We start from the raw sequence: 15973 nt of genomic DNA on the forward strand, positions 1-15973 counted from the left end.
AATCCGACCTCTCCCCTTGGGAGAGGTAAGATCGACATCGATGCTGCATCCTAATGTTCTCACGATGATCCTCATACCCGGCCGAGCGCGAAGCCGCGCGCGATGTAGTTGCGGACGAACCAGATCACGAGTGCGCCCGGGATGATGGTGAGGACGCCGGCCGCCGCGAGCAGGCCCCAGTCCATGCCGGCGGCCGACACCGTGCGCGTCATCACGGCAGAAATCGGCTTTGCATCGACCGAGGTCAGCGTGCGCGCGAGCAGAAGTTCGACCCAGGAGAACATAAAGCAGAAGAAGGCCGCGACGCCGATGCCGCTCGCGATCAGCGGCACCAGGATCTTGATGAAGAAGCGCGGGAACGAATAGCCGTCGAGGAACGCGGTCTCGTCGATCTCGCGCGGCACGCCGGAGACGAAGCCCTCGAGGATCCACACCGCCAGCGGAACGTTGAAGATGCAGTGCGCGAGCGCAACCGCCCACGGCGTATCGAACAGGCCGATCGCCGAATAGAGGTTGAAGAACGGCAGCGCGTAGACCGCCGCCGGCGCCATGCGGTTGGACAGCAGCCAGAAGAACAGGTGCTTGTCGCCGAGGAAGCGGTAGCGCGAGAACGCATAGGCCGCCGGCAGCGCCACCGCGATCGAGATGATTGTATTGATGATGACGTATTTCAGCGAGTTGATGTAGCCGGAATACCAGCTCTCCTCGGTGAAGATGCGCTTGTAGTGCTGCAAGGTCGGCGCATGCGGCCACAGCGTCATCGTCGAGACGATCTCTGTGTTGGTCTTGAAGCTCATGTTGACGAGCCAGTAGATCGGCAACAGCAGGAAGACCAGGAACAGCGCCATGATGAGGCGACGGCCGGGGATCGAGTGCATCACGCCACTCCTTCCTTGGCCGGGCGCTCGGCGCCGGCATTGGTCATCACGGTGTAGAACACCCAGCACACGATCAGGATGATCAGGTTGTAGACCAGCGACAGCGCCGCGGCCTTGCCGAGGTCGAACTGGCCGAGCGCGATCTTCACGAGCTCGATCGAGATGAAGGTCGTGGAGTTGCCCGGACCGCCGCCGGTGACGACGAACGGCTCGGTGTAGATCATGAAGCTGTCCATGAAGCGCAGCAGCACGGCGATCAGAAGCACGCGGTGCATCTTCGGCAGCTGGATCGCCTTGAACACCGCCCAGCGCGAGGCGCCGTCGATCTGCGCCGCCTGGTAATAGGCGTCGGGGATCGACTTCAGGCCGGCATAGCACAAGAGCGCAACGAGGCTGGTCCAGTGCCAGACGTCCATCACGATCACCGTGACCCAGGCGTCGACCTCATTGGAGACGTAGTTGTAGTTGATCCCCAGGCTGTTCAGCACATAGCCGAGCAGGCCGATGTCGGGACGGCCGAAGATCTGCCAGATCGTGCCGACCACGTTCCACGGAATCAGAAGCGGCAGCGCCAGGATGACGAGGCAGGCTGCGACGCTCCAGCCCTCGCGCGGCATCGACAGCGCGACCAAGATGCCGAGCGGTACCTCGATCGCAAGAATAACGGCCGAGAAGAACAGATTGCGCCCGAGCGAGGCCAGGAAGCGGCCGCCGAGGTCGGTCGACGGATCGAGCAGCTCCTTGAACCAGCCGACGCCGTTCCAGAAGAACTGGTTGTTGCCGAACGTGTCCTGCATCGAATAGTTCACGACGGTCATCAGCGGGATGATCGCGGAGAACGCGACCACCAGGAACACTGGCAGCACCAGGAACCAGGCTTTCTGGTTGACGGTCTTGTCCATCAGGCGACCCCCTCGACCAAATGGCTGTCGGCATAGACGTGGATATGCGCCGGATCGAAGATCAAACCGGCGGTGCTGCCGGAAACCGAGAACCCCGGCGGCACGCGCGCGGCGAACTTGGTGTCGCCGACGCGGACGCGCGCGAACCGGATACGGCCGAGGTCGTCGATCCGCTCGATCGTCGCCGACAGCAGGCCCGACGCTGGTGCGCCGATATCGACGAATTCAGGCCGCACGCCGACCTCGATCTTCTTGCCGGCCGGCAGGACGCCGTAATTGCGGTGCAGGCCGATGATGTGGCCGTCGATCCGCGCCTCGTGCCCGCTCACTTCCGCCGGCACGATGTTCATGCCGGGCGAACCGATGAAGTAACCGACGAAGGTGTGCGCCGGCTTGTCGAACAGCTCGGCCGGCGTGCCGCTCTGCACCACGCGGCCGTCATGCATCACGACGACGGTGTCGGCGAAGGTCAGCGCCTCGGTCTGATCGTGGGTGACGTAGATCATCGTGAGATCGAGCTCGCGATGCAGCGCCTTCAGCTTGGAGCGCAGCTGCCATTTCAGCTCGGGATCGATCACCGTCAACGGCTCGTCGAACAGCACGGCGGCGACGTCGGAGCGCACCAGGCCGCGGCCGAGCGAGATCTTCTGCTTGGCGTCGGCGGTCAGCCGCGTCGCCTTGCGCTTGAGGTAAGGGCTGAGGTCGAGCAGGTCGGCGATCTGCTTGACGCGCGCATCGACGTCGGCCTTCGCCACTCCGCGGTTCTTCAGCGGGAAGGCCAGGTTCTGGCCGACCGTCATGGTGTCGTAGATCACCGGGAACTGGAACACCTGTGCGATGTTGCGCTTCTGCGTCGACAGCGGCGTGATGTCCTTGCCGTCGAACAGGATCTGTCCGCGCGACGGCGTCACGATGCCGGAGATCAGGTTGAGCAGCGTGGTCTTGCCGCAGCCGGAGGGCCCGAGCAGCGCATAGGCACCGCCCTGCCGCCAGGTCATGGTCACCGGCTTCAGCGCAAAGGATTCCTGCGGCGCGTCGTTGCCACCGTAGGAGTGCGCGAGGTCGACGAGGTCAATGCGGGCCATCGGGCATCTCCCTCACTTGGTCTTGTTTGTTGACGCGTTTTCTTCACGCGAACCGCCAGGCAGTTCGCTTGAAAACGCTGTCGCAGGTGACGCGACGAGGCGGTCGGCCGCGTCGAACACGAAGATGTTGTCGGGGTCGAGCGCGGCGTCGATCACCTGCCCGGGTTCATATTCGTGCACGCCATGCAGCACCGCGACCCAGTTCGAACTGTGGACGTGGAGATGCACGAAGCTCTCCGAGCCGGTGATCTCGGTCACCGTCACGGCGGCGGAGAATTTGTGGCGACCGGCGGCGGCGCTGCCGACCTCGAGCTGGTGCGCCCGGAAGCCGATCCGATAGCGACCGTCAGGCACATTGGCGTAGAGGCCGGCCGCCGGCGCCTGCTCGCCGCCGGCATAGATCACCTGCCCGCCCTTCTTCTCGATTGCGATGATGTTGAGCGGCGGATCGGAGAACACCTGGGCGACACGCAGCGTGTCGGGATGGCGGTAGACCTTCGGCGTCGCGCCGGCCTGCAGCGCCTGGCCTTCCCACATGCACACGGTGTCGCCGCCGAGCAGCAGTGCCTCCGATGGTTCGGTCGTCGCATAGACGAAGATCGCGCCCGAGGCCTCGAAGATGCGCGGCAGCTCGGCGCGCAGCTCTTCGCGCAGCTTGTAGTCGAGATTGGCGAGCGGCTCGTCGAGCAGCACGAGGTCGGCGCCCTTGACCAGCGCCCGCGCGATCGCGGTGCGCTGCTGCTGGCCGCCGGAAAGCTGCAGCGGCGTGCGCTTCAGATAGGGCTCGAGCCGCAGCAGCTGTGCGGCCTCGGCGACCCGCTTCTCGATCTCGGCGCGCGGCTTGCCCTGCACCCGCAGCGGCGAAGCGATGTTCTCGTACACCGTGAGCGAGGGGTAATTGATGAACTGCTGGTAGACCATCGCGACCGAACGCTGGCGCACGTCGGCGCCGGTAACGTCCTTGCCGTCGACCAGCACGCGGCCCGTGGTCGGCTTGTCGAGGCCGGCGAGCAGCCGCATGATCGAGGTCTTGCCCGACAGGGTCGGCCCGAGCAGCACGCTGAGCGTGCTGCGCTCCAGCGTCAGCGAGACATCGCGGATGGTCGGAATGCCGTCCACGGTCCGCGTGACGTTCTGCAGTGTGACGCTCATGAACGTCCTCCCGCTTCACGGAGAGGACGTTCACCTGAGAAGCGGTTGGCGGCCATCCACTCGTCGAGCGCGACGATTTCACCCGCCGTCATCCGCAAGCCCAGCTTGGATCGCCGCCAGACGACGTCTTCCGCAGTCTGAGCCCATTCGTTCGCCATCAGGTACCTGACTTCGCTTTCCGTCAAGGTGGCGCCGAACGAACGGCCGAGATCATCAGCAGATTTCGCGTTGCCCAGCAGCTTGGCCGCGCGCGTGCCGTAGGCATGCGCAAGCCGGCTGGCGTGCGGCTGGGCGAGGAAGGGATGGTTGCGGATCAGTTCGGCCGTCAGCGCCGCGACCGCGGAGACATCCATGTCACCGCCGGGCAGCGGCGCCTTGCCGGTCCAGCCCTCGCGCGCCTTGCTGCCGCGCAGATAGGGCGCCAGCCGCTCCAGCGCCTCCTCGGACAGGCGGCGATAGGTTGTGATCTTGCCACCATAGATCGACAGCAACGGCGCGCCGCCGGGCGTGTCGAGCTCGAACACATAGTCGCGGGTTGCGGCCTTGGCCTCGCTCGCGCCGTCGTCATAGAGCGGACGCACGCCGGAATAATCCCAGACGACGTCCTCGGGCTTGACCGGCTTGGCGAGATATTCGCTGGCGGAGGCGCAGAGATACTCGATCTCTTCCCGTGTCGCCTTCACCTTGGCCGGATCGCCGTCATAGTCGCGATCAGTGGTGCCGATCAGCGTGAAGTCGCCCTGATAGGGGATGACGAAGATGATGCGGCCGTCGGCGTTCTGGAAGATGTAGGCGCGGTCGTGGTCGTATAGCTTCCTCACCACGATGTGCGAGCCCTGCACCAGCCGCACCTTGGCGCGCGCATTGCCGCCGGCGCCCGATGCCAGCACCTGCTCGACCCAGGGACCGCCGGCGTTGACCACGACGCGGGCCTTGATCGTCTCGCGCCCGCCGCTCGCGCGGTCCTCGACCGTGACGTGCCAGATGCCGTCGACCTGCCTGATCTCGACCGCGCGGGTCCGGGTGCGGATGTCGGCGCCGCGATCGGCGGCATCGCGCGCGGTCAGCGCAACCAGCCGCGCGTCGTCGACGAAGCAGTCGGAATATTCAAAGCCCTTGGTGTAGCGACCGGCGATCAACGGCTTGCCGACTACGTTGGTCGTGAGATCGAGCGAGCGCGTTGCCGGCAGCAGGTGCCGGCCGCCGATGTGGTCGTAGAGGAAGAGGCCGAGCCGCAGCAGCCAGGCCGGGCGCAGGCCGGCATGGTGGGGCAACACGAAACGCAAGGGGCGGATGATATGGGGCGCGATCTGCCAGAGGATCTCGCGCTCGATCAGCGCCTCGCGCACCAAACGAAACTCGTAATACTCGAGATAGCGCAGTCCGCCGTGGATCAGCTTGGTCGACCAGGACGACGTCCCGCTCGCCAAGTCATTCATTTCACAAAGGAAAACAGAGTTGCCCCGGCCCGCCGCATCGCGCGCGATGCCGCAGCCATTAACGCCGCCTCCGATGATGGCGAGGTCGTAAATTCGATCCAACGAACGCTTCCCCCAGAAACCGTCTTCGCTTTGACGGTTTTACTTTCGGATTGGATTAAATCACAAGCAAAAACGAAAGCAAACTGAAAATGGGGAACTTTGGCTGGGGATTTTTCGCGGGACGGGATCGAGACGTTTTCAGGTGGTTGGGCTGAGAACCCGCGGCGCGCCTGCTTGGCCGACATCCTGGGAGGCTGCGAACGGATACCCCGCGAGGTGACATGGTGGACGGTGTGCGCAACTCCATCCCCGTCATTGCAGGTGCTGCGCGAAGCAATCCATCGCGCAGTGCATGCGGAAACATGGATTGCCTCCACCTTCGCCGAGGCTTCGGCGGACAAGTCGTCGCTTCAGCGCAAAATTGCTTTGCAATTTTGTCGCGAGCGCCTCGCAATGACGTGGATAGGGAAATACGAGGGGCTACGCGCTGCGCAGCGTGACCGGCGCGGTCTCGGAGCCGTTGTCGTCGAGATCGACGGCCGGCTTGTCCATCGCCACGACAACCTCGATGCCGCGCGAATGGCAGATGTTGGCGAGGCCGGCGGGCAGCGGCGAATCGGTGACGAAGGTCTGGATCTGGCTGATATGGGCAATGCGCACCGGCGCGCTGCGGCGGAGCTTGGTCGCGTCCGACACCAGCATGACGTTGCGCGCATTGGCGATGATCGCCTGCGCGACCTGCACCTCGCGATAGTCGAAGTCGAGCAGCGCGCCCTCCTCGTCGATCGCGGATGCGCCGATGATGGCGTAGTCGACCTTGAACTGGCCGATCAGTTGCGTCGCCGTCGAGCCGACCACGGCGCCGTCGGCACGGCGCACGGTGCCGCCCGCCACCACCACCTCGATCCGCGGATGGCGGTAGAGCAGCATCGCGACGTTGAGGTTGTTGGTGATGACCAGGAGATCCTCGTGCGAGGTCAGCGCGCTCGCGACCTCCTCCGTCGTGGTGCCGATATTGATGAACAGCGAGCAGCCGTTCGGGATCCGCGCGGCCGCGGCGGCGCCGATCGCCTTCTTCTCCTCGGCGGCGACGAAGCGGCGGGCCTCATAGGCCAGATTTTCCACGCCGGAGGCGATGATCGCGCCGCCATGGATGCGGGTCAGCGAGCGCTGGTCGCAGAGATCGTTGAGGTCCTTGCGGATGGTCTGCGCCGACACCTCGAACCGCTTGGCAAGGTCCTCCACCATCACCCGGCCGAAGGCGCGTGCGATGTTGAGGATTTCAGTCTGACGATGGGAGAGTCCGGCCACGGCGGCACCCTTGAAATGGCAAGTTCCCCATGGTGCGACCGTTCTGCACGGAGGTCAACGAGCAAGCGCCGCCAAACGTCAAACGCCGCGACGACGGCGCGCCGGCGCTTTCGGCGCGAGAATGCCTCACCACGCCATGGCCGACGCGACCAGCCTGATCAGTTCGGGATCGTCGAAGGCCCGGGCGCTGGCGATTGCGCCGGCTGCGACCAGATCGGCGTGGCTAAGTCCGGTGCGCATCCCGATCGTCGCGATCCCCGCGGCGGTGGCGGATTGAATGCCGGAGCGGGAATCCTCGAACGCCAGCGCGGCCTGCGCCGCTGCGCCGGCGAGGCGCAACCCTTCCAGATAGGGCAATGGGTGGGGCTTGCCATGGGCCAGTTCGTCGCCGATCACGACGGCCTTGAAGCGATGCGCGATGCCCAGCCCCGACAGCAGCAATTCGGCATTCGGGCGCGGCGCGTTGGTCACCGCGACCATGGGAACGCCGGCGCGATCCGCCTGGTCGAGCAGCGCCATCAATCCCGGCACCGGTGCGATCTGGCCGCCGATCTTCTCGCGGAAGATCCGTTCTTTCTCACCCAGGATGACGGCGCGGCGCTCCGGCGCCTCGTGCGCCAGGAAACGTTCGCCGATCGACGCGTTGGAAAAACCCTGCAGCTCCTTGCCGAAGCGTGCGTGATCGAACTCATGTCCGTGAGGGCCGAGCACTTCGTTGAAGGCGGCCAGGTGAAGCGGATCCGTATCGGCCAGCGTGCCGTCAATGTCGAACAGCAGCGCCTTGCGTTGTTCCTGCAGCATCCGAGCAATGGTTCCGTCAACCCGGATGCATCAATACAGGCTATTGCAGCGCGCGCAAATGACGCGCCGCCAGCGGCCTCTTCACGAGGCCATCTGCAGATCCTGGCCGGTGACGAGGCGGCGCGCCGCACGCTCGGCCTCGCGTGCGTTGCGGAAGATGCGGCCTTCAAGGGCCTCGAAGCGGGGCGACGCTGCAAAGAACTGGAATCCGCGCGCATCGCGCACCACGATACCCGCGGTCTGTGAACTTACTTCGATAACGTAGCTGTCGGACATTGTAGGCCTCGGTTGGACTCCGAGGCCTACAACGGCATCGATGCCCGTTTGTTCCTCAGGCATTTCGCAGGCGGCGATGCGCCGCGGCATGGGGCTCGACTCTGAATTGATCAGAATCGGGCTTGGTTTTGACACGGTTTCTTGAGGCGCGCCGGCATCTGATTCGCGCGATGACGCCCTACGTCTTGATCGTCGCGCCAGCGCGCTGGATCGGCTGCGGATGGCCCTGGTCATCGATCGAGACGTAGGTGAAGTTGCCGTCGGTCACCAGGATCGACTGCTGATCGCGGCGGCGCAGCACCCAGGCTTCCAGATGCACGGTGACCGAGGTGCGGCCGACCCGCACCAGATTGGCGTGGACCGAGACGAGGTCGCCGACATAGACGGGCTTGCGGAAATTCATCGCCTCGATCGCGACGGTCACGGTGCGGGACTTCGCCACCTTGGAGGCGAACACGCCGCCGCCGAGGTCCATCTGGCTGAGCAGCCAGCCGCCGAAGATGTCGCCATTGGCGTTGGTGTCGGCCGGCATCGCCAGCGCGCGGATGCAGAGATCGCCCTGCGGCTCGTTCCCGGAAATCGGCGGCGCGTGGATATGGGTGTCGGTCACTTGAAGTTCTCCCAGCCGGCATCGGGCGTGAAACGGTCGCCGAATTTCTGCGTGAGCGCGCGCAGCGCGGACACCACATTGTCGACGCCGCGGGTGCGCGCATAGTTGAGCGGGCCGCCGCGGAACGGCGCATAGCCGGTGCCGAAGATCATCGCGCCGTCGACCATGTCGGCATCGTCGACAATGCCTTCGCGCAAGGCCGCGACGCACACGTTCGAGGTCGGCAGCACCAGGCGGTCGATCATCTCGTCGGTCACCCGGGGTCCGGTCTCCGGCAGCGGCGTCTTCTCCGCCTTGCCGTCTTTCCAGGTGTAGAAGCCCTTGCCGGTCTTGCGGCCGAGCTCGCCGCGCGTGACCTTCTCGCGCAGCCAGGCCGGCGTCGGCGGCAGATGGTCACCGAATTTCGAGCGCAGCATATCGCCGACGTCGAGACAGATGTCGAGGCCGACCTGGTCGGCGAGCTCGATCGGTCCCATCGGCATGCCGAACTCCACCGCGGCCGCATCGATCAGGCGCTGGTCGGTCTTCTCGTCCAGCATCACCATCGCCTCCAGCATGTAGGGCGTCAGCGCGCGGTTGACCAGGAAGCCGGGCGAACTCTTCACCGGCAGCGGCAGGCGATCGATGGCGCCGACGAAGGCGAGCGCCTCCTTGAGCATCGTGGCATCGGTGCCGTCATGGCTGACGACCTCGACGAGTTGCAGCCGCGACACCGGATTGAAGAAATGCAGACCGAGCAGCCGCTCCGGCCTTGCCAGCGTGGTGCGCAGATCCTGCAGCGGGATGCTGGAGGTGTTGGTGGCGAGGATCGCGCCTTGCTTCATCCTCGGCTCGAGGCCGGCATAGACCTTCTGCTTCAGCTCGAGCTTTTCCGGCACCGCCTCGATGATCAGGTCGGCGTTGCGGACACCCTCGCCGTCCATGTCGGGAATCAGGCGATCCAGCGCGTCGCGCTGGTCGATCCGCTTGCGCATGATCTTGCCGAACAGATCGGCGGCGCGCTTGATCGCGCCCGCGATCGGCTCGGCCTTCATGTCGGCCAGCGTCGTCAGCATGTCCTGGTTGGCACACCAGGCGGCGATATCACCGCCCATCGCGCCGGCGCCGATAATGTGGACGTGCCGAACCTTGTTGCCGCTGCCCGCCGCCTTCTTCATCTGCTCGCGCAGGAAGAAGACCCGGATCAGGTTCTGCGCGGTGGGCGTCACCATCAGCTTGGCGAACGACGTCTTTTCCGCGTTCAGCATCGCCGCGCGGTTGCCGGCATGTTTCTCCCAGAGATCGATCAGCGCATAGGGCGCGGGATAGTGTGCGCGCGGCGCGGCCTTCCCGGCCTCACTGCGCATGCGGCTCGCGAGGAAGCCACGCACGGGCGCGAGGTTGAGCAGCAAATTCAACATCCCCGGCCTAGCGCGCTTCAGGCGGCCGAACACCGCGTCCTTCACGGCGTTGCGGACGTGACGCTCCTGCGTGACGGCGTCGACCAGGCCGAGCGTTTTGGCGCGCCGCGCGTCGATCGTCTTGCCGGTCAGCATCAGCGTCATCGCCTGCATCGGATTGATCAGCTCGGTGAAGCGCACGGTGCCGCCAAGACCGGGATGCAGGCCGAGCAGCACCTCGGGAAAGCCGAAGCGCGCGTCGTCGATCGCGATCCGCATCTGGCAGGCCAGCGCGACCTCGAGCCCGCCGCCGAGGCAGAAGCCGTGGATCACCGCAACCGACGGCACGCGCAACGCTTCCAGCCGGTCGATCACCGCATGCGCCCGGCTGATCTCGGTTTCGACCGCGCGCGGATCGCTGACGCCGCGGAATTCGTTGACATCGGCGCCGGCGATGAAGCCACTCCGCTTCGCCGAACGGATCACGAGGCCGGCCGGCCGCTGGGTCTCCAGCGCCGACACGATCGCGTTGAGCTCGTCGATCATGTCGGCGGAGATCGTGTTGGCGCTGGCGCCTGTGCGATCGAACAGCAACCAGGCGATGCCGTCCTCGTCGCGCGTCAGCTTGAAATTCCGGTAGGGGCCGTCGGCCGCAGGCGTCGGCCCGAGTTCGAGCACGCGATCGGCGAGGACGTCCATGATCTCAGAATCCATGATCACACCGTCTCTATCAACATCGCGCCGCCCTGCCCGCCGCCGATGCATTCGGTGGCGACGCCACGCCTGGTGCCGAGCCGCTTCATCGCATTGACGAGATGCAGCACGATACGGTTGCCGCTGGTGCCGACGGGATGGCCGAGGCTGATCGCGCCGCCATCGACATTGAGCCTGGCACGGTCGATCTCGCCGGCCGCGCCGTCGAAGCCAAGGATCTCGCGGCAGAACCTATCGTCGTTCCAGGCGGCGAGGCAGCCGAGCACCTGCGTGGCAAAGGCCTCGTTCAATTCCCAGGTCTCGACATCCTGCAGCGTCAACCCGTTGCGCTTCAAAAGCGCGCTCGCCGACAGCACCGGACCCAGCCCCATGATCGAGGGATCGAGCGCCGACCATTGGCTGTCGAGGATGACGGCCTTCGGCGTCAGCCCGTGTTTTGCAACGGCAGTTTCCGAGGCGAGGATCATCCACGAGGCGCCATCGGTGATCTGCGAGGAATTGCCGGCGGTGACCTGGCCCCAGGGACGCTCAAACACCGGCTTCAGCTTTGCCAGCGTCTCCGGCGTCGAGTCCGGGCGAACACCGTCGTCATGATCGTAGAACTTGCCCTCGCGGGAGAACGCGGTCTCGACCTCGCCCTTGAGAAAACCCTGCTTCTGTGCGTTCGCGAGCCGCTGGTGGCTTTCGGCGGCATAGGCGTCGGATTGCGCGCGGGTAATGCCGAAGAGATGGCCGACCTTCTCGGCGGTCTGCCCCATGTTGAGCTCGGTGATCGGATCGGTGAGCCCGCGCTCCAGCCCGATGATCGGCTTGAAATAGCTCGGCTTCACCTTCAGCGCGGCAGCGATCTTGGCGCCCATGCCCTTGGCGCCGGCAAGCCCTGCGAACCAGCGCACGCCGGCATTGGGCCAGACCAGCGGCGCGTGGCTCAGCGCCTCGGCGCCGCCCGCAAGGATCAGGTCGGAAATCCCCTCGCGGATGTAGCGGTAGCCGGTATCGATCGACTGCATGCCGGAGCCGCAATTGATCTGCATCGTGAAGGCGACCATCTTCTCGCCCATGCCAAGCCGGAGCGCGGCGACACGCGCCGGGTTCATCTCGTCCGCGATCACGTTGACGCAGCCGAGGATCACCTGGTCGAAGGCAGTGGGTGCGAAGGGCTGACGCGCCAGCAACGGCCGCCCGCATTGCACGGCGAGATCGACCGGGGTGAACGGGCCGGGACCCGAGCGCGCCTTCAGGAACGGCGTCCGGCTGCCGTCGACGATAAAGACTGGTCGCGCCATCAGCCCGCCGCCCTCTGCTCACCCAGTTCCTGGAAGAACTGATGCACATTGGCGGATTTCTTGTAAATCGGGGACAGTGCCTCCGGCGCAAAATCATCGACCTCGATGACCTTGGCAACGGCCTCGTGGGCGGCGGCGAGCTTTTCGCCGTCGCTTTGGGTGATGACGCCCTTGGCGACCGCGTCCTTCCAGTCATGCAGGCGCGCCGCGCGCAACTGCCTGGCCGCGTCCTCGGCCTCGGCCACCAGGCGGAAGGCCTTCTCCAGCCGCGCGACGCCGCGATCGTCCTCGACAAAGGCGAGATCCGGCGTCAGGCGGTCGCGCGCCGCCGACGGCGACAGCACGAGCTGCGCGCATTGCTGCACGACGCGGTCCGACGGACCTGTGACGCGCGCGCCGAAGGGCTGGATCAGGAATTTCAAGACCCAGCCGACGACACGGTTCGGCAGGTTGGCGAAGATTTCCGCAAAGCGGTTCTCGATGGTCTTGAAGCCGGTCGCCATGCACCATTCGAGCGCGGGAAGATCCTCCTTCTGCCGGCCCTCGTCCTGCCAGCGCTTCAGCGCGGCAGAGAGCAAGTACAGCTCGGACAGGATGTCGCCGAAGCGGGCGGAGAGCATCTCCTTGCGCTTCAGCGCGCCGCCGAGCGTGAGCAGCGCCATATCGGCGCACAATGCGAACGCCGACGAATAGCGCGAGAGCTGGCGATAGAACTCGGTCGCCTCCCCGGCATCCGGGGCCGGTGCGAACAGGCCGCCGGTCCAGCTCCGGCCCCAGGCGCGGAACATGGTCGCAAAGCTGTGACCGATATGCTCCCAGAGCGCAGCGTCGAAGGCGGTCAGACCCTTGTCGCGATCGGGCTCGCCGAGCGCGTTCATCTCCTGCAGCAGATAGGGATGCGCGCGGATCGCGCCCTGCCCGAACACGATCAGGTTGCGGGTCAGGATATTGGCGCCCTCGACCGTGATGCCAACCGGCACCGAGCGGTAGAGCTGGCCGAGATAGTTCTGCGGTCCGTCGATCACGGCCTTGCCGCCATGGATGTCCATCGCGTCGTCGATCGCGACCCGCATCCGCTCGGAGGCATGCAACTTCATGATGCCGGAGATGACGGCCGGATGATGCCCCTCGTTCAGCGCGGCGCAGGTCAGCCGCCGCGCAGCGTCGAGCAGATAGGCTGTCGCCGCGATGCGGGCGAGCGGCTCCTCGATGCCCTCGAATTTCGAGATCGAGATGCCGAACTGCTCACGGATGCGGGCATAGGCGCCGCTGGTGCGCGCGGCATAGGCGGCGCCGGCCGCCGACAGCGACGGCAGCGAGATGCCGCGGCCGGCGGCAAGCGCCGTCATCAGCATCTTCCAGCCCTGGCCGAGCCGTGCCTCGCCGCCGATGATGTAATCGAGCGGGATGAAGACATCGCGTCCCCAGTTCGGGCCGTTCTGGAACACCTGCATCGCCGGCAGATGGCGGTGGCCGATCGAGACACCCGGCAGATGCGTCGGGATCAATGCAACGGTGATGCCGAGCTCTTCCTCACTTCCGACCAGATGATCGGGGTCATAGGCCTTGAAGGCGAGCCCGAGCAGCGTGGCGACGGGCCCGAGCGTGATGTAGCGCTTGTGCCAGTTGAGCTTCAGCCCGAGCACTTCGCGGCCCTCGAAATTGCCCTTGCAGATGATGCCGGTGTCCATCATCGAGGCGGCGTCCGAGCCCGCTTCGGGGCTGGTCAGGCCGAAGCAGGGAATGTCGTGGCCGGAGGCCAGCCGCGGCAGCCATTTTTCCTGTTGCTCCCTGGTGCCGAAGCGCATCAAAAGTTCGCCGGGCCCGAGCGAGTTCGGCACCATCACGGTGACGGCTGCGGTCAGCGAGCGCGAGGAGACTTTGCGCACCACCTCGGAATGCGCGTAAGGCGAGAAGCCGAGGCCGCCGAATTCCTTCGGGATGATCATGCCGAAGAATTTGTTGCGCTTGATGAAGTCCCAGACCTCGGGCGGCAGATCGCGCCATTCCCAGTTGATCTTCCACTCGTCGAGCATCGCGCAGAGCTCGTCGACCGGACCGTGAAGGAAGGCCTTCTCCTCGTCGGTCAGTTGGGCCGGCGCGAAGGCAAGCAGCTTCGACCAGTCGGGATTGCCCGTGAACAGATCGGCGTCCCACCAGACGTCGCCGGCTTCCAGCGCCTCGCGCTCGGTATCCGACATCGTCGGCAGCACGCCACGCGCCCAGGAGAAAATCGGCTTGGTGATGGTGTCGCGGCGGAAGCTCATGGCGGAATCCTCATGAATCGGCGGCGCGGGTGCGATGATCCTAGCGGAAAGTGCCGGTCACGGGTGAATACTTCCCCCTTCAAATAAAGCGAAATTGACGCGGCAAACGCGCCGATTGTTAACGGCAAGCCGTGCCGTCGGTTCCGAAAGCTGAGGTGCGACAATCAGGTAGCCGGGGATGGCGCCGGAGGATCACGCCGGCGCCTTTAACGGGACGAAAGGAATTCTGCGGCGCCATAAGCTGCTTTATCACCTCATCCCGAGGAGCCGCGCAGCGGCGTCTCCAAGGATGAGGGCACCACAGACGCCTCATGGTTCGAGACGGCGTTCAAGCGCCTCCTCACCATGAGGATTACCTTTAGGCGGGACCCGCTCCCTGGGTAGCCGTATAAACCGCATAGAGCGACTGGCTTGCGGCCATGAACAGGCGGTTGCGTTTGGGGCCACCGAAGGTGATGTTGCCGCAGACCTCCGGCAGGCGGATGCGGCCGAGCAGCTTGCCCTCCGGCGACCAGACCGTCGCGCCGTTGTAGCCGACGGCGCGGCCGGCGTTGCTCGAGCACCAGACATTGCCGTTGACGTCGCAGCGGATGCCGTCCGGTCCGCATTTCACCCCGTCGATCATGAAGTCGCTGAAGCGCTTGCCGTTGGAGAGCTTGTTGTCGGCGCCGACATCGAACACGAACACGTCGCCCTTGCCGCCCGGACCGGTGTCGCCGGGTCCCTTGCCGGTCGAGACGACATAGAGCTTCTTGTAGTCCGGCGAGAAGCAGAGGCCGTTCGGATCGGGCACCTGGTCCTCAGTCAGCACGAGATCGATGCGTCCCGAAGGATCGATGCGATAGCAGTTGGTCGGCAATTCGCGCTTGAACGGGACGAAACCCGGCGGCTGGCCGATCCGCGGATTGAGCTTGCCGGCCGGATTGACCGGGCCGCCCGCAGCGTCGGGCTCGCCTTCGTAGAGCTGGCTACCATAGGGCGGATCGGTGAACCAGTAGCTTCCGTCGGGATGCGCGACGATGTCGTTCGGCGAGTTCAGCTTCTTGCCGTCATAGGTCTCGGCGAGCACGGTTGCGGTGCCGTCGTTCTCATAACGCACCACGCGGCGGGTGAGATGTTCGCAGGAGAGCTGGCGGCCCTGGAAGTCGAACGAGTTGCCGTTGCTGTAGTTGGATGGCATGCGGAAGACGCTGACATGGCCGTCATCCTCCGACCAGCGCATCTGCCGGTTGTTGGGAATATCGCTCCAGACGAGGTAGCGGCCCTGCGAGCTCCAGGCCGGGCCTTCGGCCCACAGCGCGCCGGTGTAGAGACGCTTGATCGAGGTGTTGGGCTGCGCGAGGCTGTTGAAGGACGGATCGACCGCGATGACGTCAGGGTCCCAGAAATAGGTGGTCGGCGCGCCCCGTGGGCTGAAGTCGCGCGGCGGGGTCGTGATCGTCGTCGGCGGCCCGACCGGCGCAGGCGCATTCTGGGCCAGCGCACTGCTGATGCCCGTTGTCGTAGCCGCCGCAGCGACCACCAGCCCCTGGACCAGAGTTCGTCGTGAAACCGCGGCTGTTGGATCGCGCCGCTCGTGGCGTGTCATCGCATCCTCCCACTGTGTAGGCCGGCCGTTGATCCGGCCTGGCAACCAGAGGTTAGTCTGCTCCTTTCCCGGTTGCGAGTGACGGTTTCATTGCGATGGGGAGACGAACTTGCAATGCTGCGGTGCCCGCTTCCGTCATTGCGAGGAGCGAAGCGACGAAGCAATCCATCTATCCCACGCGTGGAGGGATGGATTGCTTCGCGAGCCTGTCATTGGGCGCGCATTCGCGCGACCCATTGGCTC

General features: G+C 65.3%; 14 protein-coding genes. All 14 read right to left on the reverse strand.

Features of this window, described 5'->3' with window-relative positions; genetic code table 11:
- Positions 1–71 precede the first annotated feature (71 nt).
- Entirely contained in the window at positions 72–878 is an 807-nt protein-coding gene (locus MTX19_RS32840; RefSeq protein ID WP_280980928.1) for a carbohydrate ABC transporter permease, read from the reverse strand.
- A complete protein-coding gene (locus MTX19_RS32845; protein ID WP_280980929.1) occupies positions 878–1780 on the reverse strand; it encodes a sugar ABC transporter permease in 903 nt (300 codons plus the stop codon). The genes MTX19_RS32840 and MTX19_RS32845 overlap by 1 nt, the downstream gene beginning before the upstream one ends.
- Positions 1780–2865 carry an ABC transporter ATP-binding protein gene (locus MTX19_RS32850; protein WP_280980930.1) on the reverse strand — a complete coding sequence of 362 codons (1086 nt, stop codon included), beginning with the start codon at positions 2863–2865 and terminating at the stop codon, positions 1780–1782. The genes MTX19_RS32845 and MTX19_RS32850 overlap by 1 nt, the downstream gene beginning before the upstream one ends.
- Positions 2866–2877: 12 nt before the next feature.
- Positions 2878–4017 carry an ABC transporter ATP-binding protein gene (locus MTX19_RS32855; RefSeq protein WP_280980931.1) on the reverse strand — a complete coding sequence of 380 codons (1140 nt, stop codon included), beginning with the start codon at positions 4015–4017 and terminating at the stop codon, positions 2878–2880.
- The gene (glpD, locus tag MTX19_RS32860) at positions 4014–5558 is read right to left on the reverse strand and encodes a glycerol-3-phosphate dehydrogenase (RefSeq protein WP_280980932.1); all 1545 of its coding nucleotides are present in this window, start codon (positions 5556–5558) and stop codon (positions 4014–4016) included. Before glpD ends, MTX19_RS32855 begins: the two co-directional genes overlap by 4 nt.
- Positions 5453–5899, reverse strand: a complete 447-nt coding sequence (locus MTX19_RS32865; RefSeq protein ID WP_280985015.1) for a hypothetical protein — start codon at positions 5897–5899, stop codon at positions 5453–5455. The genes glpD and MTX19_RS32865 overlap by 106 nt, the downstream gene beginning before the upstream one ends.
- Before the next feature lie 79 nt (positions 5900–5978).
- Positions 5979–6809: a DeoR/GlpR family DNA-binding transcription regulator gene (locus MTX19_RS32870; protein ID WP_280973677.1), complete on the reverse strand. Its 831-nt coding sequence runs from the start codon at positions 6807–6809 to the stop codon at positions 5979–5981.
- A 126-nt stretch (positions 6810–6935) separates the two neighbouring features.
- Positions 6936–7610 (reverse strand): HAD-IA family hydrolase, encoded by a 675-nt coding sequence (locus MTX19_RS32875; protein WP_280980933.1) that lies wholly within the window; start codon positions 7608–7610, stop codon positions 6936–6938.
- Between the two features lie 81 nt (positions 7611–7691).
- Positions 7692–7886 carry a hypothetical protein gene (locus MTX19_RS32880; protein WP_280973678.1) on the reverse strand — a complete coding sequence of 65 codons (195 nt, stop codon included), beginning with the start codon at positions 7884–7886 and terminating at the stop codon, positions 7692–7694.
- 178 nt (positions 7887–8064) lie between these two features.
- The gene (locus MTX19_RS32885; protein WP_280980934.1) at positions 8065–8496 is read right to left on the reverse strand and encodes an acyl-CoA thioesterase; all 432 of its coding nucleotides are present in this window, start codon (positions 8494–8496) and stop codon (positions 8065–8067) included.
- Entirely contained in the window at positions 8493–10589 is a 2097-nt protein-coding gene (locus MTX19_RS32890; RefSeq protein WP_280980935.1) for a 3-hydroxyacyl-CoA dehydrogenase NAD-binding domain-containing protein, read from the reverse strand. The genes MTX19_RS32885 and MTX19_RS32890 overlap by 4 nt, the downstream gene beginning before the upstream one ends.
- Before the next feature lie 2 nt (positions 10590–10591).
- Entirely contained in the window at positions 10592–11875 is a 1284-nt protein-coding gene (locus tag MTX19_RS32895; RefSeq protein WP_280980936.1) for an acetyl-CoA C-acetyltransferase, read from the reverse strand.
- On the reverse strand, positions 11875–14142 hold the full coding sequence (locus tag MTX19_RS32900) for an acyl-CoA dehydrogenase (RefSeq protein WP_280980937.1): 2268 nt from the start codon (positions 14140–14142) through the stop codon (positions 11875–11877). Before MTX19_RS32900 ends, MTX19_RS32895 begins: the two co-directional genes overlap by 1 nt.
- 358 nt (positions 14143–14500) lie before the next feature.
- Positions 14501–15730: an SMP-30/gluconolactonase/LRE family protein gene (locus MTX19_RS32905; RefSeq protein WP_280980938.1), complete on the reverse strand. Its 1230-nt coding sequence runs from the start codon at positions 15728–15730 to the stop codon at positions 14501–14503.
- Positions 15731–15973 lie beyond the last annotated feature (243 nt).

Source organism: Bradyrhizobium sp. ISRA464 (assembly GCF_029910095.1).
Classification (GTDB): domain Bacteria; phylum Pseudomonadota; class Alphaproteobacteria; order Rhizobiales; family Xanthobacteraceae; genus Bradyrhizobium.